This is a genomic window from Paenibacillus xylaniclasticus (assembly GCF_004001065.1).
In the GTDB taxonomy this organism is placed as follows: Bacteria; Bacillota; Bacilli; order Paenibacillales; family Paenibacillaceae; genus Paenibacillus_T; species Paenibacillus_T xylaniclasticus.
Genome location: NZ_BIML01000003.1, coordinates 254,072 through 277,895, shown reverse-complemented (window position 1 = coordinate 277,895; position 23,824 = coordinate 254,072). Strand labels below are relative to the sequence as shown.

19 protein-coding genes and 1 pseudogene are annotated in these 23,824 nt (G+C 48.6%); 17 read left to right on the top strand and 3 right to left on the bottom strand.

The annotated features are described in order from the left end of the window. The first annotated feature begins 4 nt into the window (after positions 1–4). From PXY01_RS22730 to PXY01_RS04895, 6 genes are all read left to right on the top strand, one after another. Positions 5–208, top strand: a complete 204-nt coding sequence (locus PXY01_RS22730) for an ATP-binding protein (RefSeq protein ID WP_246027799.1) — start codon at positions 5–7, stop codon at positions 206–208. Then, positions 199–333, top strand: coding sequence for an ATP-binding protein (locus PXY01_RS22725; RefSeq protein WP_178943802.1), 135 nt, complete (start codon positions 199–201; stop codon positions 331–333). The genes PXY01_RS22730 and PXY01_RS22725 overlap by 10 nt, the downstream gene beginning before the upstream one ends. A 465-nt stretch (positions 334–798) precedes the next feature. Next, entirely contained in the window at positions 799–2,655 is a 1,857-nt protein-coding gene (locus PXY01_RS04910; RefSeq protein ID WP_127567871.1) for an assimilatory sulfite reductase (NADPH) flavoprotein subunit, read from the top strand. An 86-nt stretch (positions 2,656–2,741) separates the two neighbouring features. Continuing rightward, a complete protein-coding gene (cysI, locus tag PXY01_RS04905; RefSeq protein WP_127567869.1) occupies positions 2,742–4,463 on the top strand; it encodes an assimilatory sulfite reductase (NADPH) hemoprotein subunit in 1,722 nt (573 codons plus the stop codon). Positions 4,464–4,917: 454 nt separating this feature from the next. After that, complete coding sequence (locus PXY01_RS04900; protein ID WP_127567867.1) at positions 4,918–5,568, top strand: hypothetical protein; 651 nt, start codon at positions 4,918–4,920, stop codon at positions 5,566–5,568. Positions 5,569–5,849: 281 nt separating this feature from the next. Beyond that, a complete protein-coding gene (locus PXY01_RS04895) occupies positions 5,850–6,842 on the top strand; it encodes a glycoside hydrolase family 43 protein (protein WP_127567865.1) in 993 nt (330 codons plus the stop codon). 91 nt (positions 6,843–6,933) lie between these two features. On the opposite strand, the gene PXY01_RS04890 is transcribed toward PXY01_RS04895, so the two are convergent. After that, positions 6,934–7,608, bottom strand: coding sequence for a cupin domain-containing protein (locus PXY01_RS04890; RefSeq protein ID WP_127567863.1), 675 nt, complete (start codon positions 7,606–7,608; stop codon positions 6,934–6,936). A 188-nt stretch (positions 7,609–7,796) separates the two neighbouring features. On the opposite strand from PXY01_RS04890, the gene PXY01_RS04885 reads away from it, so the two are divergent. Then, positions 7,797–8,585: a Nif3-like dinuclear metal center hexameric protein gene (locus PXY01_RS04885; RefSeq protein WP_127567862.1), complete on the top strand. Its 789-nt coding sequence runs from the start codon at positions 7,797–7,799 to the stop codon at positions 8,583–8,585. A gap of 78 nt (positions 8,586–8,663) precedes the next feature. Here PXY01_RS04885 and PXY01_RS22720 read toward each other — a convergent pair whose 3' ends face one another. Together PXY01_RS22720 and PXY01_RS04880 are read right to left on the bottom strand one after the other, a co-directional pair. Beyond that, entirely contained in the window at positions 8,664–8,849 is a 186-nt protein-coding gene (locus PXY01_RS22720) for an excalibur calcium-binding domain-containing protein (RefSeq protein ID WP_246027808.1), read from the bottom strand. Positions 8,850–8,894: 45 nt separating this feature from the next. Further along, positions 8,895–9,326: pseudogene (locus tag PXY01_RS04880) on the bottom strand (NucA/NucB deoxyribonuclease domain-containing protein); the annotation flags it as partial. A 324-nt stretch (positions 9,327–9,650) separates the two neighbouring features. Here PXY01_RS04880 and PXY01_RS04875 point away from each other — a divergent pair. The 10 genes from PXY01_RS04875 (at position 9,651) to xylF (ending at position 23,751) form a co-directional block, all read left to right on the top strand. Beyond that, a complete protein-coding gene (locus tag PXY01_RS04875; protein WP_127567858.1) occupies positions 9,651–11,183 on the top strand; it encodes a response regulator transcription factor in 1,533 nt (510 codons plus the stop codon). 5 nt (positions 11,184–11,188) lie between these two features. Further along, positions 11,189–13,006: a sensor histidine kinase gene (locus tag PXY01_RS04870; protein WP_127567856.1), complete on the top strand. Its 1,818-nt coding sequence runs from the start codon at positions 11,189–11,191 to the stop codon at positions 13,004–13,006. Beyond that, the gene (locus PXY01_RS04865) at positions 12,999–14,540 is read left to right on the top strand and encodes a response regulator (RefSeq protein WP_164744304.1); all 1,542 of its coding nucleotides are present in this window, start codon (positions 12,999–13,001) and stop codon (positions 14,538–14,540) included. Before PXY01_RS04870 ends, PXY01_RS04865 begins: the two co-directional genes overlap by 8 nt. Before the next feature lie 122 nt (positions 14,541–14,662). Continuing rightward, positions 14,663–16,393, top strand: coding sequence for an ABC transporter substrate-binding protein (locus PXY01_RS04860; RefSeq protein WP_127567852.1), 1,731 nt, complete (start codon positions 14,663–14,665; stop codon positions 16,391–16,393). Positions 16,394–16,509: 116 nt separating this feature from the next. After that, positions 16,510–17,466, top strand: coding sequence for an ABC transporter permease (locus PXY01_RS04855; RefSeq protein WP_127567850.1), 957 nt, complete (start codon positions 16,510–16,512; stop codon positions 17,464–17,466). 11 nt (positions 17,467–17,477) lie between these two features. Then, positions 17,478–18,395 carry a carbohydrate ABC transporter permease gene (locus PXY01_RS04850; protein WP_127567848.1) on the top strand — a complete coding sequence of 306 codons (918 nt, stop codon included), beginning with the start codon at positions 17,478–17,480 and terminating at the stop codon, positions 18,393–18,395. Positions 18,396–18,568: 173 nt separating this feature from the next. After that, complete coding sequence (locus tag PXY01_RS04845) at positions 18,569–19,555, top strand: substrate-binding domain-containing protein (protein ID WP_127567846.1); 987 nt, start codon at positions 18,569–18,571, stop codon at positions 19,553–19,555. After that, the gene (locus PXY01_RS04840) at positions 19,552–21,027 is read left to right on the top strand and encodes a sensor histidine kinase (protein WP_127567844.1); all 1,476 of its coding nucleotides are present in this window, start codon (positions 19,552–19,554) and stop codon (positions 21,025–21,027) included. The genes PXY01_RS04845 and PXY01_RS04840 overlap by 4 nt, the downstream gene beginning before the upstream one ends. Next, positions 21,002–22,543: a response regulator gene (locus tag PXY01_RS04835; protein WP_127567842.1), complete on the top strand. Its 1,542-nt coding sequence runs from the start codon at positions 21,002–21,004 to the stop codon at positions 22,541–22,543. The genes PXY01_RS04840 and PXY01_RS04835 overlap by 26 nt, the downstream gene beginning before the upstream one ends. Positions 22,544–22,686: 143 nt before the next feature. Then, positions 22,687–23,751 (top strand): D-xylose ABC transporter substrate-binding protein, encoded by a 1,065-nt coding sequence (gene xylF, locus PXY01_RS04830; protein ID WP_127567840.1) that lies wholly within the window; start codon positions 22,687–22,689, stop codon positions 23,749–23,751. Positions 23,752–23,824 lie beyond the last annotated feature (73 nt).

Here is a 23,824-nt window from a genome sequence, read left to right as displayed (position 1 = left end):
TTTAATGAAGCGGACCAGTATGAAGTTCACTCCCGAGGGGGGCAGCATCGCCATTCGTATGAAATATCCCGCTGCAGGCCGGGTTTCGATAGAAGTGCAGGACAACGGAATCGGGATTGAGGAAGGACAACTGGAAAGCATTTTTGAACGGTTTTACAAATCGGACGCTTCGCGCAATCGAAGTATTCAAGGCAACGGTTGGGGCTAGCAATCGTCAAAAAAATAGTCGAATTGCACGGCGAAACGGTAACGGCAGCCTCCTCTATAGGTCAAGGTGCCTGCTTTACGGTCTCTCTGCCGTTGAGGCAGTCGAGTCGGCATCAAGCGAAGTGACCGGTCGATTTAATAGAAATACCCGAACAAATAGCTAATTTGTTCGGGTTTTTTTATTTTCCAATTCACATTAAGTTCATATTCCCATATTAGGATGAAGTCAACAATTCACATTAAAGGGAGCGGGTGAAAAAAATGAGACGAGTAATTTGCTTCATAATGATGTAAAGCACAGCTTTAAGATTTCGTTCACTAGACGTTGATCTTGACCTTTTTCGGTATTCTTCTTAGTACTGTCATTAATGAAACGAAACACGCCTTGCGAGGCGTGTTTTGGTCTTTATGAGCGATCCCCATCCGCTAATCCGTTACTTTATAACGAAAAGTAATTCATTTTATAAAATATATTATAGACAAATCGCGCGTAAGCCGTTGAACGTTGCGTCAGACTGGGGTAGTATTAGAATAGTATACAAAGCACAGTAACGTAGTCGGATTTTACAGATTGATGCGAGGTGGATGTTGTTGCAACTTCTAGTGACGAATAGTCCGTTTACGAGCGAGCAGGCTGAACTATTAAATAAGCTGCTCCCGACTTTGACGGAAGCTCAAATTAACTGGCTGAATGGATTTTTGACTTTTTATCAAGCAGGCAGCGCAGGTACTGCAGCTGCGGAATTGGCAAGCGGAGCAGTATTGGAAGCTACGACTGCTGTTCCGGCTGCTGCTGATGTGCCGCAAGGACCGCGCGAAGCGACGATTTTGTTCGGCTCGCAAACGGGCAACTCGCAGCGTCTTGCAGGCCGTTTGGCAGAGAAGCTGAAAGGACAAGGCTTCGACGTTACGCTGTCAGCAATGAACAAATATAAGACGAACAAGCTGAAGGAGACTCCTTACCTGTTCATCGTCGCAAGTACGCACGGTGAAGGAGATCCGCCGGACAACGCGCTGACGTTCTATGAATTCCTGCATAGCAAGCGTGCGCCGAAGCTGGAAGGTACGAAGTTCTCCGTTCTTGCCTTAGGTGATACATCGTATGAATTTTTCTGCAAAACAGGCCGAGACTTCGACGCGCGTCTTGCTGAGCTTGGCGCGCAGCGCATTGCGGATCGCGTCGATTGCGACGTAGATTTCGAGGAAGCAGCATCTGGCTGGATTGCTGCCGTAAGCAGTGCAGTAAGCGCAGCGCCTGCCGCATCACAAGTCTCTGTTGCAGCTGCTTCGGTGGGTACGGCTTCTGCGGCGGCAGAGTCGGAATTTACGCGTACGAATCCGTTCATGGCGGAAGTTCTTGACAATTTGAACTTGAATGGCCGCGGCTCGGATCGTGAGACACGCCATATCGAGCTGTCTCTCGAGGGCTCTGGACTGACTTATGCGCCCGGTGATGCTGTAGGTGTATATCCGCAGAATGATCCGGAGCTTGTGGAAGAAATTATTTCGTTCCTGAAGTGGAACGGCGACGAAGCGGTGCCGGCTGGCAAGGCTGGCGAGACGGCTTCGGTGCGTACGGCACTGCTGCACCACTACGAGATTACGGTACTGACGAAGCCGCTGCTCGAGAAAGCGGTCGCCTTCTCCGGTAATGCGAAGCTTGCTGAGCTGTTGAAGCCAGAAAATAAAGAAGAGCTGAAAGCGTACTTGAACGGCCGCGATCTACTTGATCTGCTGCGCGATTACGAGCCGTGGACGCTGAAGGCGCAGGATGTTGCGACGCTGCTTCGCAAGCTGCCGCCGCGTCTGTACTCCATTGCGAGCAGCTTGAATGCACATCCGGAGGAAGTGCATTTGACAATCCGTAAGGTAGAATACGAAGCGCACGGCCGTAAGCGCAAAGGCGTATGCTCGGTTTATGCGTCAGAACGTCTTCAAATCGGGGATAAGCTCCCGATCTTTATTCAGCAGAACCCGAACTTCAAACTGCCCGTTAATCCGGATACGCCGGTTATTATGGTCGGTCCTGGTACAGGCGTCGCACCGTTCCGCGCATTCCTGGAAGAGCGTGAGGAAGCTGGTGCAGCCGGTAAGACGTGGCTGTTCTATGGAGATCGTCATTTTGTAACGGACTTTCTGTATCAGACGGATTGGCAGCGTATGCTGAATGACGGCGTTCTGTCGAAGCTGGATGTTGCATTCTCCCGCGATACGGATGAGAAAGTATACGTACAGCACCGGATGCTTGAGAATGGTGAGGAGCTCTTCAAATGGCTGCAAGAAGGTGCACATGTCTATGTATGCGGCGATGAGAAGCATATGGCACATGACGTGCAAGCAGCGCTTATCACGATTATCGCCCAATACGGCGGCAAGACACAGGAAGAAGCGGCGGCATATCTGTCTGAGCTGCAGGAGCAAGGCCGATATCAGCGCGACGTTTATTAAGATGAAGCGCCTGCAAGCGCATTGATTCATAAATAGAAGCACATTGCATGTTCCCATTCATGTGGGTGAAGGAGTGATCAGCACAAATGGCCAAAACAAAAGTACAGCCGGTCGGCGGACCGCCGAGCGACGTTGAGCATTTGAAACTGGAAAGTAACTACCTGCGCGGATCGTTGACGGAGTCGCTGGCGAACCGGATTACGGGCGGCCTACCAGAGCTCGATAATCGTCTTCTGAAATTTCACGGCAGCTATATGCAGGATGACCGCGATTATCGTAATGAGCGTCAGAAGCAAAAGCTGGAGCCGTATTATCAGTTCATGCTTCGTGTCGTGACACCAGGCGGCGTAGCAACGCCTGCGCAATGGCTCCTCATGGACGAGCTGGCAGACAAATATGGAACGGGCACATTGAAGCTGACGACGCGTCAAGCGTTCCAGCTGCACGGCGTTTTGAAATGGAACCTGAAAAAGACGATTCAAGAAATCAATCAAGCGATGCTGACGACGCTCGCAGCTTGCGGTGACGTTAGCCGTAACGTGATGTGCAATCCGAATCCTTATCAGTCGGAAATTCATAGCGAAGTACACAGCTGGTCGCAGAAACTGACGACGCATCTTGCGCCAAAGACGCCTGCGTACCATGAAATTTGGCTCGACGGTGAGAAGGTTGTGGACAGTCTGGAGGAGCAGGGAGAAGTCGAACCGATCTACGGCAAGGTCTATCTGCCTCGCAAGTTCAAAATCGGTATCGCTGTCCCGCCATCTAACGACGTCGATGTATATTCTCAGGATCTTGGCTTTATAGCGATCGTGGAGAACGACAAGCTTGTCGGCTTCAACGTTAGCGTGGGCGGCGGCATGGGTATGACGCATGGCGATACTGCTACGTATCCGCAGCTTGCGAAAGTGATCGGCTTTGTTAAGCCAGATCAAATTCTCGATGTAGCGGAGAAGGTTGTTACGATTCAGCGTGACTATGGCAACCGTTCCGTAAGGAAATATGCGCGTATGAAATATACGATTGACCGCCATGGTCTGGACTGGTTCGTTGAAGAGCTGCATGACCGTCTCGGTTGGAAGCTTGCACCTGCGCGCGAATTCCATTTCGAGCATACCGGAGATCGCTACGGCTGGGTTAAAGGCAAGAACGGCAAATGGAATTTGACCCTGTATATCCATGCCGGCCGTGTTGTCGATCAAGAAGGGAATAAGCTAAGAACGGCGCTTCGTGAGGTTGCGAAGATTCATACGGGTGATTTCCGTCTGACAGCGAATCAGAACTTGGTCATTGCCAATGTGACGGCTCAGAAGAAAACGAAAATCGCTGCCATTCTGAAGGAGTACGGTGTTGCCGAAGGCTCGAACTATTCAGCGCTTCGCCGCAGCTCGCTGTCTTGCGTAGCGCTGCCGACTTGCGGTCTGGCCATGGCTGAAGCTGAACGTTATTTGCCAACGCTCATCGATAAACTGGAGCCGATTCTTGAGCAAGCTGGCCTTAAGGATGAGGAAATCAATATCCGGATGACGGGCTGCCCGAACGGCTGTGCACGTCCTGCACTTGGCGAGATCGCGTTCATCGGTAAGTCGCTGGGCAAGTATAACATGTACATGGGCGCTAGCTTTACCGGTGATCGTCTAAGTAAGCTGTACCGCGAGAACATCGGGGAGGACGAAATTATTGAGACGTTGACGCCGATCCTCAATCACTATGCAGCAGAGCGCAACAAAGGAGAACACTTCGGTGACTTCGTCATCCGCACTGGCTATGTCAAAGCGGTAACGGACGGTACGAACTTCCACGACTAAACGAATCAAGCGGTGCAGAGCTTATCTGCGCCGCTATACCACGAACGATAACCCCTTTCGTCCCTATGGGCACATGAACTGTGTCCTTCGGATGGAAGGTTTTTTTGATATAGGAAGAAGACAGGAGGTTGATTTAGGTGAATTCATTTCGTTCGAAGTCGTGATAGGCTGCTGTTGCTCCGGAACGTAAGCCGGAGTAGATGAATGGCTCGTAAGCTCTTCTGACGTGCATTGGTGGCAAAAGGCGTTGATACGGTAGAAGGACCGATGCTGATCGATATGGTTTAGCCGGATTATCGCTGGATGAAATGATTTTGGGGTAATAGCGACGGATTATAATGAGTCACATTTGGAATTTTGGTCATTTATCTAAATATTGTATGAAACTTTATGCAACGTGGACTAGACTATGCAAACGAACGGGTGATAAGATAGATAACGGGTGAAGCAGACGATGAACAAAGAAACGACTAATCCAGAAGTCAATGGTAATCAAGAAGCCAATGAAGAAGCGAATGCGGAGCAATTCGCCGAATTGGTGAAGGCGGTTCATCATAACGGCCTCACCGCACTGCGCATGCATTTCGACAACGTCGAAGGGCAAGTGTTGAATCAGGAAGTATTTGGTCCGGTATTTGTTTATCAAGTGAAGGACGCTTCGAACAACGGTTATGTATGCGGTTTCTTTTTGCATGAGCTAATTACGCAATTCCAACACGGAAGTAATCCGGCTCAGTGGATGGCTTCTTTCTTCGTCGACATGATGAAGACGGAAGGCGGCAGATTGCTACCTAAACCGCCGGCAAACGAAGATGAAGCGAAAGCAATGATTGACAAGTATCTCGTTCCACGATGTATTGATGCCATTAACGAAGAATTCGGACCAGATCAGGTTCATGCAGGTCTAGGTTTCCACCAAGAACACGGTCCTGTGTTCGAGGCCGGATTCCCATCGATCGTAAACGGTAATAATGTATGTGCTTTTCCAATCAATTTGCTGGCAACACTCGTTCTGATGAATCGTGATCCTTCTGATCTCGTTCTTCAAGCCTTGTACAAAATTAAGGATGAGCACGAAGCAGCACAGCAAACATCTAAGTCATAACCATGATGATCAAGAAGACGGTTCTTCACAATGTTGAGGAACCGTCTTTTTAGTACCGTTTCACTATGTTGGCCAGCCTTCTATAAGGTCGGACCAATCGACTATGAAACACATTGTTTACAAATGGTGTGTAATTATTCCGATTGTGGAGACAATGTAAGAGATGATTTATATGAATATTGCATGTATTGGATGACATTGTCGATCTAATTGTGATAAACTTAGTTTGTTGACTGAATAAACTTAGTTTCACCATTTTGTATACTAAGGAGAATGTTGATATGGACAACAAACCGGTAAAACCGAATCAGCCTCTCGTGACTCACATCTATACCGCCGACCCGTCCGCGCATGTATTTGAAGGTAAGATTTATATTTACCCTTCTCATGATATCGATCATGACGGACCAGATAACGATAACGGTGACCAATATAAAATGGAGGATTACCATGTCCTCTCGCTCGACGATTTTAACTCGCCGTGCGTCGACCATGGCGAAGTACTTCATATGAAGGACGTGCCTTGGGTATCGAAGCAAATGTGGGCACCGGACTGCGCCTTCAAAAACAATACGTATTATTTGTACTTCCCAGCTCGTGATAAAGACGGAATTTTCCGTATTGGTGTCGCTACGAGCTCCCGTCCGGAAGGTCCTTTCAAGGCAGAACCGAATTACATTGAAGGCAGCTACAGCATTGATCCAGCTGTTTTCGTGGATGAAGATAATCGCGCTTACATGTATTTCGGCGGTCTGTGGGGCGGACAACTGGAGAAATGGCAAACAGGTGAGTTCCTTGGTGACGTAACGGAAGGTCCTGCTGCAGATGCACCGGCGATCGGACCTCGTGTTGCGGAGCTGTCCGACGACATGCTGTCGATCAAAGGCGAAGTGAAAGAAATTTCGATCGTGGATGAGAACGGCAATCCGATCGTTGCAGGTGACGAAGACCGTCGTTATTTCGAAGGCCCTTGGATGCACAAGTACAACGGATACTACTATCTGTCGTACTCCACAGGCTCGACGCATAAGCTTGTCTATGCGATGAGTAAGAATCCGGAAGGTCCGTTTGTGTTCAAAGGTACGATTCTGACGCCGGTAATCGGCTGGACGACGCACCACTCGATCGTTGAATTCCAGGGCAAATGGTATCTGTTCTACCATGATAGCTCGTTGTCCGGCGGTGTAAACCACAAGCGCTGTGTGAAATATACTGAAATCAAATATAACGAAGACGGCACAATTCAAATGCTCGATTATGACAAATTGAAATAGTACAAGCCGTTAAGACAAGACCTCCATCCGGAAGAAGCGGAATGGAGGTCTTTACCTAATGTTTGGCATAAAGGTCTACTTTAAATATTTATCAAAGTTTATAATACTTTACTCCTCCCCACTCGTTGTCACTGATACTGGGGTAAGGGATATCACGATATGGTCTGTGCTTATGATGATGTGACTGCTGAATAGAGGGTGGAGCCGTTATCGTGGATTGAACGGGCTTCGTATTGCAGTTGGTTGGCGGACCAATGATGACAGTATTCATAATAGGAGCGAATGTGTCTTTCACCTTCACTTCGTTCAAGCAGTACGTATGGGCGAAGACGTTGGCAGGCGTTAGCCTCAGCATGTCGGAAGCTGGTATAAACTGAGGCACCGGCGCATCGAAGATTGCAATCAGATGTGTATGGTCTACGGTCGCGATCTCATAATGCCACCAGCCTTGCGGAACGTTAGCGACTTGTCCGGGCTGGATCGGAAAGTTCAGCAACCTCTTCGTGAATGGATTGATAATGGAGACAACGGCAGCACCGGATACGCAATAGACAAGCTCGGTAGCATTTTGATGAATATGAGGCTCGATGACGTTGCCTGCACTAAGGAAAATGTCGAGCATTGATACATTGCCAAGCGTATTCAGTTGGTTTATAGATAATAAATTAATGTAGTTGCGGGCATCTTTGCGGTAAAAGGGATTGTTTTTTAAATTATACGTGAATTGTACAGATGGCGATGTGAAATCCATATAAGAAACGGCCATGACGATGATTTCCCTGCCTTTCATGTTCGTTCATTGTAGGCATTTATCCTATTGTATGACCGAACGCTTAGACTGGTGCCTTATTTCCGGGGAAATAATAACGCTTACTTAATTAGGAATATTGGAAGATAAGGAAGCTTTAATGGGGTAAGATACGTTCATTATTATAATTAAGGCGGGGTTATTTTATGGCGATTACGATACAGGATGTTATGAACCGACTGGCGGGAACCGGTCCTGACGCTAGGGTCGATAAGCTGTCATTCGGCAAACCATCTGATGAAGTAAAAGGCATTGCCGTCACATTCATGCCAACGGTTGATGTCATCCACAAAGCCGCGCAGCTGGGAGCAAATTTGCTTATTGCTCATGAAGCATTTTACTACAGCCATTTTAACCCGCTGGAGGAGCTACAGGAGGATCCAGTCTATCTTAATAAGCTGCAGTTGATCGAGCAAGCGGGGATTGCGATTTTACGCGATCATGATCATGTGCATGCTCAAATTCCGGATATTATTGCGGCAGGGCTGCTCGAGGAGTTGAAGTGGATGGAGCATGTGGAAAGGCATGATTCCATTTATTCGATTGTGCAGCTGCCGGCGATGACATTGCAGGATATCGTATCCCATATTAAGCACTCTCTTGGTATTGGATACGTTCGCGTAATGGGAGATCTCAATATGTCTTGTAAACGCGCTGGCGTGCTTGTCGGTTATCGAGGCGGCGGCTCGACCGCTATTCCGCTCGTCCATCCGGAGCAGCTTGATTTGCTAATCGTCGGCGAAAGCCAAGAATGGGAAACTCCTGAATATATTCGGGATGCCATCCAGCAGGGCAAGGCGAAAGCGTTAATCGTGCTGGGGCATGCGGAAAGTGAAGTGCCTGGTATGCGATTATTTGCAAAGCGGCTCAGAGAGATGTTCACCGGAGTAGAGGTACATTTTATTGAGGAGGAGCCGCTCTTTCGAGTGATTTAGTGGTGAGAAGCTCATATCTCATATATTGAAGATCAGCCCGGTCAGCGGTAATGATTGCCGCCAAGCCGGGCTGATTTATTATTCGCAAGCGATGCCGTCTCCATCACGATCCAGCTTCAAGCTGTAGCCGGCATCGCCCTTATGAAGCGGAGCGACTCCTGCTTGCCGGACGTCAGTGCAGCTGCGGTATTCAACGTCCGATGCAGCCGATGCGCCTCCGGCGGGAGCACGGTTAGCCTCATTATTCGCAGGCTGTTCTGACATATCTGTATTCGTTATGTTTTTGTTTGAAGGCTCATTATCCTCATCGACCACGATCAATACTTTTGTACCGTTAGCATATGAATCGAGCTCGTTGCCGATCCATGAACCTGCACCACGGTTATCGCTTGGCGTTATGTAACGAATGTCGGCTCCCTCCCCGCCCTCTGCACACATAGCCATTGGCCATTCGTCGCGGTCAAATCCTTTCTTCGTTGGAATGTGCGCAAGTGATGCTTGGCGGTGCTCGTCGGCATTGCTTCTGTCGATCGTACAGATCGCGGACTTACCTTGCGCAATCGCATCTCGAATGTGGTCGGCCGTCTCTGGGTATCGGTCAGACGGGAAGACGAGCCTAACGTCATAATCGCGATCTGCCGGCGGTTTCGTTGGTTCTGAAGGAACAAGCAAGATGATGGCTGCGGCAATTAGGCCTATAACAACGATACCGCATAAGACTCTAATAAATTTTCGAAACATTGTAGGTCAGCCCCTTGATTCTGAAGTTGTCTCCTTTATTTTACTATAGGAAAGACCTATTGCGGAGATCGGATTATGATCCATCATTCGTCTGTTTTCGAGGCTCATGTATTGTATCAGCAGGAATACAATACCATAGGACTACCTGTAACTTTATGCAATGGTTATGTTATCATGGGAATAAATGAGCCGGCAAAGTGGCCTGTGCATGGATGGAGGAAGCGCCATCCTTGATAGAGGATATAACCGTCGAGCGCAGTGCATATGTTACATCGGGACTATGCATGGCGGGCTGTGAACGTTTGAGCAAAGGAGATAAATTTCTTGTATAAAGTATTTCTAGTTGACGATGAACCTTTGGTACTAGAAGGCTTGAAGCTGTTAGTCGATTGGGAGAAGCAAGGATTTGAAATTTGCGGAGAAGCAAGGGATGGCGAGGAGGCGCTGCTTTCGATCGAGCAGCTTCGTCCCGACCTTGTCGTTACCGATATACGTATGCCTGTTATGAATGGACTTGAGTTACTTCGGCAAGCCCGTGAGAGCTTAAAGCTCGATACACAGTTTATTGTATTAAGTGGCTATGGAGATTTCAGCTATGCGCATACAGCAATGCGTTATGAAGCGGCAGATTATTTGCTGAAGCCGATCGATTCCGAGGAGTTCAGCAGTACTTTGCGAAGACTTCGGGCCGATTTGGATAAACAACGCGAGACAGCGGAGGCGAGATTGAACGAGAAGGAGAAGTTCACGCGCTATTCGCTCACAATGCTTGTACAGGGCATGGAATTATCTTCGATTACAAGGCAGTCAGTTAGCAGCCTTGGTATCGGAATGGATACGGAAGTGTGCGTAATCTTAACAGAAGAACGACAGGCGGAGCAAAGAGAAGCGGTGCAGCGCGCGGCTCAGGTAAGTATCGGGCAAATTACAGGCTTGCGGCTGTTTCCGTTCGACGATAGCATCGGCCGTACCGGATTTATAGCGGCAGGACGCCCTGCTGACGCAGCCAACGCTTTAGCGGGTCTGCGGACGGCAATCGCTGAAAGCTCAGGAGCTGATATATGTTTGTACGTAAGCGATTGGGGACTTGGTCTGGCAAACTTGAGTAAGCTGTATGAGCAGGCCGTTCAATTGCGGGACAATCGGCCGTTCGGGACGGTTTTATTAGCGGAGGAAGTGTACGGCGTACAGTCTATTGTAAGTGATGTGACATCTGCTGAATCAGTCGTTAATTATGAGGATGAGCTGGTACGGCTAATTGAGTCCGGCGATGCTCAATCGATTGCAAGAGGGGTTGAAGATTTATTCGTTCGTCTTCACAATCAAGGAACAACGCTATCCGTTGCGCGTGCGATTGCATCCGATCTGGCCGTTGTGCTGCTGCGTCGTTACCTGTCTTCTGATCCGGGAGTGGAATGGCGTCAGTTGGCAGCGAACCCGACGAATGGTTATGCCGGTATACGTGAGCTTCGAGCAGCACTGGTCCGCTTGTGTGTGCAGGCCTCCGAGAAGCTGGGCAGGCCGGACAGAAAACCGATTATTACCGAAGCGATCCGCATTGTCAAAGAACGATTTCGTAAACCTTTGAAGTTACGTGATCTGGCAGAAGAACTGCAGTATCAGCCAGCGTATCTCGGGCAGCTATTCAAGAAAGAAATCGGTGTTTCTTTTCACGAGTATCTCAGCACTACTCGAATCGAGGAAGCGAAGACATTGCTTCGCCGTACCGATATGAAGATTGCGGAAGTAGCCAGAAACGTCGGGTTTGCCGATGCTGAAGATTTCGCCCGTCAATTTAAATCGATTGCCGGCATGACGCCGTCCGCGTACAAAAACCAATTCAAACGGGGGTCGTAGTTCGGATGCGTCTTTTTTCTGGTCTTTTCCGTAAAGTGAACGACATTTCGTTGAACTATAAATTTAGTCTAATTTATTTGCTTTGTGTGCTAGTTCCGATTATTTCTATTAATGTGATGTTCTTTGAGCAAGTCTCCCGTAACATACAAGTGAGAGAGGAACGTAACCTGCAAATTACGATGGACCGATCTGTTCGCGAGTTGAGAGATATTCTGCTAGGCGCCGTGACGCTCAGCCACTCGATCTCGGTCGATCGGTCGTTCTATGAGAAGCTGGACTTGCAATATGAAGATACAGTTGCATATTATGAAGCGCTGAACTCAGGCTTAAGAGATAAAATGACGCCATTCCTGTCCGCTTATCCGTATGTTGATACTATTGGTATCTATACGGATAATCCGACGATTGAGAGCGGAGGTAATTATTTCTTTTTATCGGACAGTGTCCGCAGAAGTGTATGGTACGAACAGATGCAGGAGGCTAGGGGACCAATCGGCTTGTACGTACACCGTGAGCAGCACCCAATGAATGCGGAGAAGAAGAAGACTTATTTCAGCGTCGTACGCGAGATGAGAGAGTATCCAATTTATAATACGTACCGTAAATGGCTGAAAATAGATATAAACATCGGCCGGATCGAGCAATTGATGAATCAAGATAAAATGGATTTGAATTTGTCGCTGATCGATCCTAACGGTAGAATCGTGTTTTCCACCAATCAGCCGAAGCTGCTCGAGAATGAGACGTTTCCGCTTTACGATGAGAGCAGGCCGGCGGAGGAGGGCCAATCGATCGTATTCGAACGCCTACTCGGCGAGGCTAATTATTTTGAAGGCTGGAGACTAGTCGGCACGGCTGATCCGCATCGCATATCCGCCGCGTTGTTTGAATCGAGGAAGTTTATTTGGATTGTAGCAATTGTAAGCACTTTTGTGCCGACGGCGCTCATTGTCATTATACTTCGCTCGTACAACGATCGCATTAAGCGTCTGCTGCGTCATATGACGAAAGTAAAGAACGGAAAATTCGATTTAATTGAAACGGTAGAAGGCAAGGATGAGATCGGCGGTCTTATTCGAAGCTTTAATTTGATGACGAAGAAAATTCATTCCCTAATTCATGACGTGTATGAGCTCGAAATTCAGAAAAAAGATCTGGAGCTCGAAAGTGTGCGTGCTGAGATGAATTTGCTGCAAAGCCAGATGAATCCCCACTTTTTGTTCAATACGCTCAATGCGCTCCTCGTCGTCAGTGCTAAGAACAAATATACGGACATTACCGAAATTATTCGCAATTTATCGCTGCTGCTGCGCCGGCTGATCGATTGGACCGAGGATCTAGTGCCGCTGCGCGAGGAGCTTCATTTTACGGAGATGTATTTGCAGATTGAGAAATTCCGGTTCTCAGACCGGTTTGACTATACGATTCGTATCGACGAGGGAGCTGAGCTGCTGCCAGTGCCGAAGATGTGTGTACAGACACTCGTAGAGAATGCCTGCAAGCATGGCCTGCAAGCGGTAAGAGGAATGCGACAAATTCGGGTTGATGTCAAAATCGTTTCATCCTACATGATTGTCGAGGTTGAAGATAATGGTATCGGCATGAGCTCAGAGAAGCTTAATTCGATTAAGGCTAAGATGCGGAAGGCGCGCGGCAATGGAGAGGGGATCGGATTGCGCAATGTATACCAGCGTCTGCGGCTTTATTATGACGACAGGGTTGACTTCCGGATTGACAGTGAGCCGAACGGAGGAACGAAGGTTATGTTCAGAATGCCGATACGTTCGCAAATTCAAGAGAAGGGAGAGCTTCCAGATGTATAAAGCGTTACTAGTGGACGACGAGCCTCTTGCGATTGAAGGGTTGATGCTGTTTATTGATTGGGAGGCGTACGGATTCGAAATTTGCGGCACATGCGAGAACGGGGAAGAGGCGCTTCGGGCAATTGCGCAGCTCAAGCCGGACGTCGTATTTACCGATATCCGTATGCCTATTGTTGACGGGCTGGAGCTGATTGAGCGGGCGAGTGAAGCAAATGATTATAAAATCCATTTCGTTGTGCTAAGCGGCTACAGCGACTTTGAATTTGCACAAAGAGCACTAAGAAGCGGCGTATCCCATTACTTGCTGAAGCCGATCATTCCGAGCGAAGCGTCAGCCGTCATGGCCGATGTCCGGTATAAGCTGGATGAAGAGCGAAGCAGGTCTATCGTACGATCACAGGAAGGATTGAAACGACCTGAGGAACTATTACATCGGTTAATCGGAAGCGAAAGCTGCGCGCTTGAGGATGCAGATGTAATGCTTGTCCAGTCGCTATCCGGTCAGTGCGAGGAGTGGCGCGCGATGCTGCTCGAATGGAGTGGTGAAGATTCGATTGGTCTCTTGGTTATGCAGCTATCACAGCGTTATAAACATCTATATGTGCTTGTCCAAAGTGCCAGCACGTTTCTACTTGTACACGGCACGAAGTCAAGCGAAGAGACGAAGCACTTGCTTGACGAGCTTAACCAGCTGTTGAAGACCGGTCAATACCGGATTTCGGTTGGGCTTGGACAGCAGCAATTGGTCGAGATCCGTAAGTCCTATTGGTCTGCATGCGAATGCATGAAGAACTTTTTCTTTGAGCCGACGAGCGGCGAATCGGTACGCTATGCCCAAGAGGACGGTGGCAATGCGTCGGTTGAACTGGAGGACTTCTGGAGGGATCAGGGACTGCTGGAAGCGGTCGAATGGGGTGATAAGGCCCGTCTGAGCGGTGAACTTGAGCGGATGAAGGAACTATTTCGCGAGCGGCGAGTCGAGCCGGCTTGGATCGTGTCATTCATTGAGCATCTCATATACCGCTGTTTGCTGCTGCTGAAAGAATCGGATATTGAGACGGTTGACGTCCTGCGAACGTGGGAAGAGCAAGTAGCTTCCATGAATGCGATGTATGATTTGGAGAATCGGTTCGATTCGTTCAATCGGTTTGCGGGAGATGTTATTGATAAGCTGGTGAAGAAGCGGGAAGAGAAGGGCAGGCATCCGCTTAAAGAGGCGGAGAAATATATACTTGAGCATTATCGGGAACCGATTACGGTTAAGGAGCTTGCGGAACGGTTTTACATGAATCCGTCCTATTTGGGGCAGGCATTTCAAGCGCGTTACGAACGAGGCATATTGGAATACGTTCATGATTTGCGTATCGAGGAGGCACGGAGGCTAATGGAGGCAGAGCCTTACCGCAAGATGGTTGATATTGCTGAGAGTGTGGGTTATTCGCACTACAACCATTTTCTTAAAGAATATGAGAAACGCTTTCGTTCCAAGCCTACCCAATTTATGAATATGTCGAATCCCCCCGTAGTTTTATAATTTTTGGGGGGATCAACCTATAATTCGTGAATTGTAACCGCATTCAAAAAGTAGATAATAGAAGTGTACGGAACAACTGGAATATTCCCATCGTTCCGTAAAAGCATAAGGAGGGACATTGCATGGGGGTTAACGTAAAGAAATCGGCTATGTTGAGCATGGCCACTGTGCTGACGCTCGGTACTGTGTTAGTAGCTTGCTCAGACAAGAAAGACGAAGAAACTAAGCCGGGAACTGAAAACGCTACCACGACGGATTCGCAACAGAATACGGAAACGACTGCTGAGACGGTTAAACCGCTCACAATCTCTGTGTTCTATGGTGTTCAAGGTCCAATTCCGAATGAAAACAACAAGATTTACAAAAAAATTAAAGACGAACTCGGCGTAACGCTGAAAGAAGAGTTTCTCGTTGGCGACATCGAGCAAAAACTCGGCGTAATGATCGCCGGTGGCGACTATCCTGACATCATTACGGCAAATCCGAAGCTTGTAGCTGCAGGTGCTATGCAGCCGCTCGAGGATCTGATCGAGCAACACGCTCCAAGACTGAAAGAGCACTATGCGAAAGTTTGGGAGCAAATGAAAGATCCAGAAGACGGCCATATCTACTGGCTGCCTAACTACGGCGTATATCAAGGCGACTATGTAACGACTTGGTACTCTGGCCCAGCATTCTGGATTCAAAAAGCAGTTCTGAAGGAGTTCGGTTATCCTAAGCCGAAGACGCTTGACGAATATTTCGATCTCATCGAGAAATATAAAGAGAAGTATCCAGAAATCGACGGACAACCGACGATCGGTTTCACGACGCTTGCATACGACTGGCGCAAATGGCCTCTGATCAACGTTCCAGCGCATCTGTCGGGCCATCCGAACGATGGTATCGTCGTTGTTGATCATGAGACGAACGTAGCAAAAGCGTTCTTCGCAACGGACATCGATAAGCCTTACTACAAGAAACTGAACGAGATGAATGCTAAAGGTCTGATCGACAAAGAAGCATTCGCTCAGAACTATGACCAATACCAAGCGAAGATTTCCAGCGGCCGCGTACTCGGTATGTTCGACCAACACTGGAACTTCAACAACGCTGAGACGGCTCTGACGGACGCCGGCAAAATCGAGCGCACGTACCTCGGTATTCCAATCGTGTATGATGAGTCGATCAAGGATTACTATCTCGACCGTCCAGCACTCAACCTGAACAACGGCTTCGGTATTACGAAGGATGCGAAAGATCCAGTTGCGATCCTCAAATTCTTCGACACGCTGCTCGACGAGAAATGGATGAAAGTACTCCAATGGGGTATCGAAGGTGAAGACTATCTCGTAGACGAAAACGGCAAATTCTATCTGAACGAACAAATGCGTGCTAACTTTAACAATGCCGATTGGAAAGCTTCGAACGTAGCTCAATCGCTCCACGAGTATATGCCTAAACTGCAAGGTCAATACAGCGACGGTAACGCAGCACAAGGCGCTGGCTTCCAGCCTGACGAGTTCTTCGCGGCTCAGAAAGATTTCGATAAAGAAGTATACGCAGCTTATGGCGCTAAACTGCCATCTGACCTGTTCTCGCCGCCGCCAGAAAACCGTGTATCGTATCCAGCATGGAGCATCGACCTCATCGAAGGTTCGCCTGCTAAGATTGCGAACACGAAGATGGAAGAGCTCGCTCTGAAACATCTGCCTAAGATCATTATGTCGAAGCCTGAAAACTTCGAAAGTGCTTGGGAAGATTACGTGAAAGCAATGAGCAAAGTTGACGTTAAAGCATACGAGGATCGTATTAACGAGCAACTGAAATGGCGTGCTGAAACGTGGACGTCCAGCAACGGCAGCTTTGAATAATTAGGACTGAATAAAAGGAAGGCACGAAGGTTCCTTCGTCCTTCCTTTTTCCTTGAAAACACAGAAACTAAAAACGTCCAACTGGCGTTCATACAATGGGTGAGGAGGCGGAGAGTATGCAGGATGTTAAGGCAGCTGCGGCTGTAGGTACGGAACGAAAAACCGCCACGTTCCGGAAACGTCTGTGGAGTCAGCGCGAGCTGATTCTGATGTCATTTCCACTAGTGGCACTTGTCATTTTGTTCGCATATGTCCCGATCTGGGGCTGGACTATGGCTTTCCAGCAATATCGACCAGGTAAAAGTATATTCGATCAAGAATGGGTTGGATTTGATCAATTTAAATTTTTGTTCGAAGATGAGATCTTCCTTCAAGTATTGAGAAATACGCTCGCGATGAGTGTTATTAATATGGTGCTTGGATTCGTTACAGCAATCTTGCTTGCACTGATGCTGAACGAAGTGAAACAAAAGTTTACGAAACGTTTCATTCAAACGGTTTCTTATTTGCCACACTTTCTATCTTGGATTATCGTAACGGGTATCGTAGCGACTTCCCTGTCCATTGAGGATGGTATCGTTAACGACGTACTCATGCGACTAGGCTTGATCAGCGAGCCAATTCTATGGCTCGGTACACCAAAATATTTCTGGGGCATCGTTGGTGCTTCTCACGTATGGAAAGAAGTGGGCTGGAACACGATCATCTATTTGGCAGCTATCACTTCCATTGACCCATCTCTCTATGAAGCAGCAGAAATGGACGGCGCAAACCGCTATCGCAAAATTTATCACATCACGCTACCAGGTATTCGTCCAATCATTGTCATTCTGCTGATTATGAACCTTGGACATATTCTCGAAGCAGGCTTCGAGGTACAATATTTGCTCGGTAACGGTCAAGTCATCGATTACTCGCAGACGATTGATATATTCGTTCTGAAGTATGGCTTGAGGATTGGTAACTACTCGCTGGCTACTGCAGCAGGCATGTTTAAAACCGTCATAAGTATAATACTTCTGTTCGCAGCCAATAACATTGCCAAACGTCTTGGCGAAGAACGACTTATATAGGGGGGCTCCGCATGAATACTGTCAAAAAACGGTTCGGACTGGAGCCGGTAATTTTCAACACGGTCAACTACTTCTTACTGCTTTGTGTACTCGTTGTAACCTTGTATCCGTTCTTGAATACGATCGCAGTATCCTTAAATGAAGGTCTTGATACAACGCGCGGCGGCATTTACTTGTGGCCACGTGAGTTCACTTGGAAAAACTATGAATCCGTATTTAACTCGGGTCACTTGTTCCAGGCAGCTTGGATTTCGGTTGCACGTACGATTGCTGGTACGGTACTAAGTGTATTCTTCACGTCGATGCTTGCTTACGTACTGAGCCGTCCGGAATATATGTTTAAGAAATCAGTTACGATTATCGTCGTTCTGACGATGTACTTCAGCGCTGGTCTCATTCCTTCGTACTTCCTGATCAAAGACCTGCACATGCTGAATACATTCTGGGTATATATCATCCCTGGTATGATCAGTGCGTTCAATATGATCGTCGTGCGGACGTATATTCATGGACTTCCAGAAGCACTTGTCGAATCCGCTAAGATTGACGGTGCAGGCGAGTTCAGAACGTTCATCAGCATTATTCTTCCGCTTTGTATGCCGGTACTGGCAACCGTATCGCTCTTCGTCGCAGTTGGACAATGGAACTCCTGGTTCGACACGTTCATCTACGCGCCGAAGCAAAGCCTCAGCACGCTTCAGTACGAGCTGATGAAGCTGCTTAATAACACTATGAACGCAGGAACTGGCAATGCTGCACAAGCAGCTGGTGTTAACCAAGGTGGTCGTGATTCCGCAGCCGGTATGGTTACGCCACTGTCGATTCGCGCAGCGATCACGATCGTTGCCGCGCTTCCAATCATTATGGTCTATCCGTTCATGCAGCGTTACTTCGTAACAGGTATGCAGCTTGGTGGCGTAAAAGGCTAATCTTTATACAGCTATTACAACAAGAGGTTCTCGTCTGTTGGGCGAGAGCCTTTTTTCTATTATGGGGTGGAAATAGAAGGAATAGACAGCGATAGAGCCGTTGTTTAGAATAGATGCATACGCGTACATGCTGCGCGGACCTTAAGAAGAATGCTTACGAAGGAGCATCGACTATGCGTACGATTGTAATTGCCTTACTATCGATCGGTTGTATTGTTCTTCTCTTCTTTACACTCCAGGCCGCCTCCAATCTGACGGCATCTGGATTTTCTGAGACATCACTGCCTGCAGCGGCTGCTGATGACGAGGATGGACCTCGGCTCGTCGTCATTACGCAGGAGCTTGATACACCGTTCTGGCTGAAGTTCAAGAAAGGGGCCGACGCTGCTGCTGCATCGAACGGAGCACGTCTAGAAATGTGGGGAACGTACAGCTCAGACCGAATTGAATTTCTTAAGCAAATTGAAATTGCAATCGCTTCCAAAGTCGACGGGATCATTGTGCAAGGACTAGATACACCAGAATTTACGAAGCTTACGAAAATTAAGGCGGCGGGCAGTGGCATTCCGGTCATTACGGTTGCGAATGACGTGCCAATGCAGGAAAGCTTACGCCGGACGTATGTCGGTTCTGACCATTTCGAGGCCGGGATGTTAATGGCGAGGCAGCTAGTCGAGCAGATGGGGACGTCTGGTAAAGTTGTGCTGATGACCTCTGACGAAGAAGAGGATTATGAACGCCAGCGGATGAAAGGTATTCTCCATGTTTTGAAGCCTTACCCGGATATAGAGACGTTCCAAGTAACCTCCGGCGGTTCGCGTGATGCAATCGTCAAAGCGATTGATAACGTGCTGAACAGCCAACCGACTGCGAAGGCGTTTATCGCGGTATCCGCTGATCGTTCCGGCGTTATTATTCAACAGATAGAGAAGCGGTCCCGCGTGGAGTCTTATTATATATATTCGTTCGATGACAACCCAGAGTCGATGATGCTGCTGAAGCAGAACAAGCTGGATGCACTTATTATGCAGTCTCCCGATAAGATGGGTGAACTGAGTGTAAAGCTGATGATGGACTGGCTACAGGGTAAGACAGTTCCGCTTCATCCGGACGGCTACTTCACAGACATTCGGGTATTAACAGCGGAGGACGTTCAATGAATGGCATTCAACGTAAAATTATGTCGTTGTCCTTTATCGTCTTGTTCATTATGGTGGTCATTTGGGCGGTTCTAACTTATTACAATCAAAAAACGCAGGAGCAGTACAATGAGGTGCTTCAGCGATATTTGCATATGAATGAAATTACGAATATGAGCCAACAGACGATTGCTGGACTGAATGTCTATTTGTCGCAGCCGTCTCAGACGACGCAGACAGCCTTTAATGATGCAGCAGAGCGGCTGCTGACGGCGAAGACAGAGCTATCCAGTCTGCGGACCGCCAACAATTCGTTTACATTGACGAACTATATGCATATGATTGAAAGCTTAGTCGAAGCGGAGCGTTTGTCTGTTATGTTTGCAGGGCAGCACAACAATGAACTGTCGTTAGACCGATTCGAGGAAGCGACACGCATTCATACCTATATAGCGGAGATGACACTGACGCTTATCGATCAAGATTTGAAAACGTACGATCAGTTTTACCGCGATATAATGGCTCAGAGCACGACGCTGAAGCGGCTTGGCATATGGCTGCTGACCTTCTTAACCGTTACGCTGCTGCTGTTCGCTTATTGGTTCTCTCGGAGCATTACGAGACCGATCCAGCAGCTTACTGTTGCAGCGAGAGAACTGGCAAGAGGGAAGTTCGATAAACAGATCGAGGTGCGCTCCAATGACGAGATTTCGTTCCTTGCCCATACGTTTGATCGGATGCGCGTCGATATTAATAGACTGATCTCTGAGATGCAGAAGAAGGCGCAGCTGGAGCTTGAACTGCAAGAAAGCAGGCTGTTGCTGAAGGAAAGCCAGTTGAGAAGCTTACAAAGCCAGATTAATCCGCACTTTCTATTCAACACGCTCGATACGTTATCGAAGAAGGCTTATCTGGACGGCTCAGAAGAAACAAGCGATCTTATTGCTAGTGTAGCTGGACTGCTTCGTTACAATCTGAAGCGGCTCGACCGCTCCGTCACACTGGCGGATGAGCTGAACGTCGTCCTGAAATATATCGAGATTCAACAAGCCCGATTCACTGATCGGCTGACGTTCCGTCAGCAGATCGATCATGGGCTGCTCGATGTGCATGTGCCTTGCTTGACATTGCAGCCGATCATCGAGAACGCAGTCATTCATGCGATTGAACCGATGGAGGATGGAGGTACGATTACACTCCGGGTGTTCCAAGTAGGCAATCATGTTAGGGTCGAGGTTGAGGACAGCGGCGAAGGGATGGCGCCTGAGCTGGCACAAAGAATAGTGGAGGAGCAGCCGAGTGAAGAGCTGACTGGTAAGGGGCATTCGACCGGTATCGGCTTCAGTAATGTCGTAAGAAGACTAAGGCTGTTCACAGGCCAAGACGATGTCATCGAAATCGGCAGCGCAGTGCCGCACGGTACGAAGGTTTCTTTAAAAATTCCGCTCACGAGGAGGTTGGAGCCGCTTGTTGAAGCTCATGATCGTGGATGACGAGCAAGTGGAACGGGACGGTTTGCAGGCGATTGTACAAAGCAGTATTCCGGGACTTACGATTGAGCAGGCCCGCAATGGCTCAGCAGCTGTAGAGCAGGCATTGACGTTCAAGCCTGATCTCGTACTGATGGACATTAAGATGCCTGGCATATCCGGACTGGAAGCAATTGAATTGATGAGACAGAGTAATCCGCTTACTAAATTCATTATGGTGACAGCCTATGAGACGTTCGATTACGCACGGCAGGCGATTAAGCTCGGCGTTCGCGACTATTTGCTGAAGCCGAGCAAAGCAAGTGAAATTGTAGCGGTGGTTCGGAAAGTAATCGACGAGCTGAAGAGCGAGCGGGAGCTGTCGGAGTCGATCGAGCAGGAAAGACAGACGCTCCATCGTATGATGCCGTTGATCGAGAGTGATGTCGTCATGGGGCTGTTGTATGACCATGTGCACGAAATTCATATCGAGGAGATGCTGGCTATGCTCGGCGGGGATATAACGAAGGAAGCGTTCGTTATGCTCATCGTGCTCGGCGAAGGCCAGACGGAAGCGGCGTACGCCGCGTTGAAGGCGAAGATCCGTCAGCTTGGCTGCGGCTGGGTTGGCGCTATGGTTGGCCGTCAGGTGCCAATCATCGTATTCTTGCAGGTCGGCACGACATACCGGGCGCAGGCAGCTTCACTTGTGCAGCAATTGCTGACGACGCAGCAGCGCATCATCGGTACAGGCGGCTTCATCGGGGTAGGTAGCCCGTATCCGTCTCTCTACGATATTCGACATTCGTTCCGGGAGGCGCTGCTTGCGACGGCTGACGTATCACTGCCGTCCCGTTATATGCTTTACATTGATATGAACATGGAGGTACGCGAACCGCAGCGGAAGCATCAGCATTTGCACCGAGAAGAGAAGGAGCTGATTGAATGGATTCGGCTCGGCCAATGGGAGGAGCTTCGTTCCTCGCTGAATGCGCTTATCGACGCTGGTGAACGTCGGGCGATGCCGCTTGTGCAGTGCAGCCAATCGCTGCTGGAGTTTATGTGGATCGTATATCGAACGGCGATTGAGCTTGGAGCAGATGCGGAGCGGCCGTTGTTTTCTTTTCAAGCCGGTCATTATTATCAGCTGCGCACGGAGGCGAATTGTATGCTGGATAGTCTGATTGAGTCGCTGATTACGCATCGAGGCAAGTTGGAGCCAGATATGATCGGACAGATCAAGCAGTATATTACCCAGCATTTGAAGGAGGAAATATCGCTGGAGTCAATCGCGCAGCGCGTGCAGATGAGTCCTTATTATATTAGTAAAATGTTCAAGGATCAGCTCGGGATCAACTATATCGATTTTCTGACAGAGTGCCGTATTGATAAAGCGAAAAAGCTCATGCTTGATCCTCAGCTCAGTATGAAAGAGATAACGTTCGAGGTAGGGTATAACGATCCGAATTACTTCAGCAAGGTGTTCAAAAAAGTGTGCGGCTGCTCGCCGAGCGAATACCGCAAAATGGTGTTTCGTTAATACAGATATGACGAATGATTGGCTAGCCAAAAAATACAGACGATCGCAAAAGATTGCAGGTCATCGTTGCTCGGCGTGACTCTTTGTGGTGGTATTATTTCAAATGTAAGCATTTACATTATATGATTAAGGGGGAGAACAAAATGAAATCCGGTTGGAAAAAAGGCGGTTTGCTGTTCGTTACGGCAGCGATGGTGTTCTCACTTGCAGCTTGCGGCGGCAAGGATAAGAAAGACTCGGAGACGACTCCGGCGTCCTCGAATTCGAATGGCAAAATAAAAATTGGCTTGTCGCTCGATACCCTTCAGGAAGAACGCTGGCAGAAAGACCGCGACCTGTTCAAGGCGGCGGTTGAGAAGCTTGGCGGCGAAGTTGAGGTTCAAGCCGCGAACAGCGATGACGCGAAGCAGATCGCTCAAGCGGAAAGCCTGATTAGTCAAGGCGTTGACGTTCTAGTCGTCGTGCCGCATAACGCAGAAGCTACGGCAGCGATCGTGGAGAAGGCTCATGAAGCCGGAATTAAAGTACTCGCTTACGACCGTCTGATCAAAAACTCGGATGTTGACTTGTACGTCTCGTTCGATAACGAAAAAGTCGGCGAACTGCAAGCAGAAGCGATCGTGAAGCTGGCGCCGAAAGGCAAATTCGTTTATATCGGCGGTTCCGAGACGGATAACAATGCGCATCTGTTCAAGAAGGGGGCATTCAACGTACTGCAGCCGCTGATTGACAAGGGTGACATTCAAGTCGTCTTCGACCAATGGACGAAGGATTGGAACCCTGCTAACGCGCTGGCGAATATGGAGAACGCTCTTACGGCGAACAATAACGCGATCGATGCTGTAGTGGCAGCGAACGATGGTACGGCCGGCGGTGTCGTGCAAGCGCTTGCAGCGCAAGGTCTGGCAGGCAAAGTACCGGTATCCGGTCAAGACGCCGAGCTTGCTGCTGCGCAGCGTATCGTAGAAGGCACGCAGACGATGACGGTTTATAAGCCGATCAAGAAGCTGGCTGAGACGGCAGCAGAGCTCGTGATGAAGATGGCGAAGGGCGAAGATGTTGGTGCGGATAAAGTCGTTAACAACGGCAAGATCGATGTTCCGTCTGTTCTGCTGGAGCCAGTTGCGGTCGATAAGAGCAACATCGATGATACGATTATCGCGGACGGTTTCCATTCGAAAGAAGACGTATATAAGAACGTGAAGTAACACGCGCGAAAGAAAGCATTGAATACGATCGGATTAGAAGGGGAAGAAGCGGCATGATCATTCCCGCTTAATC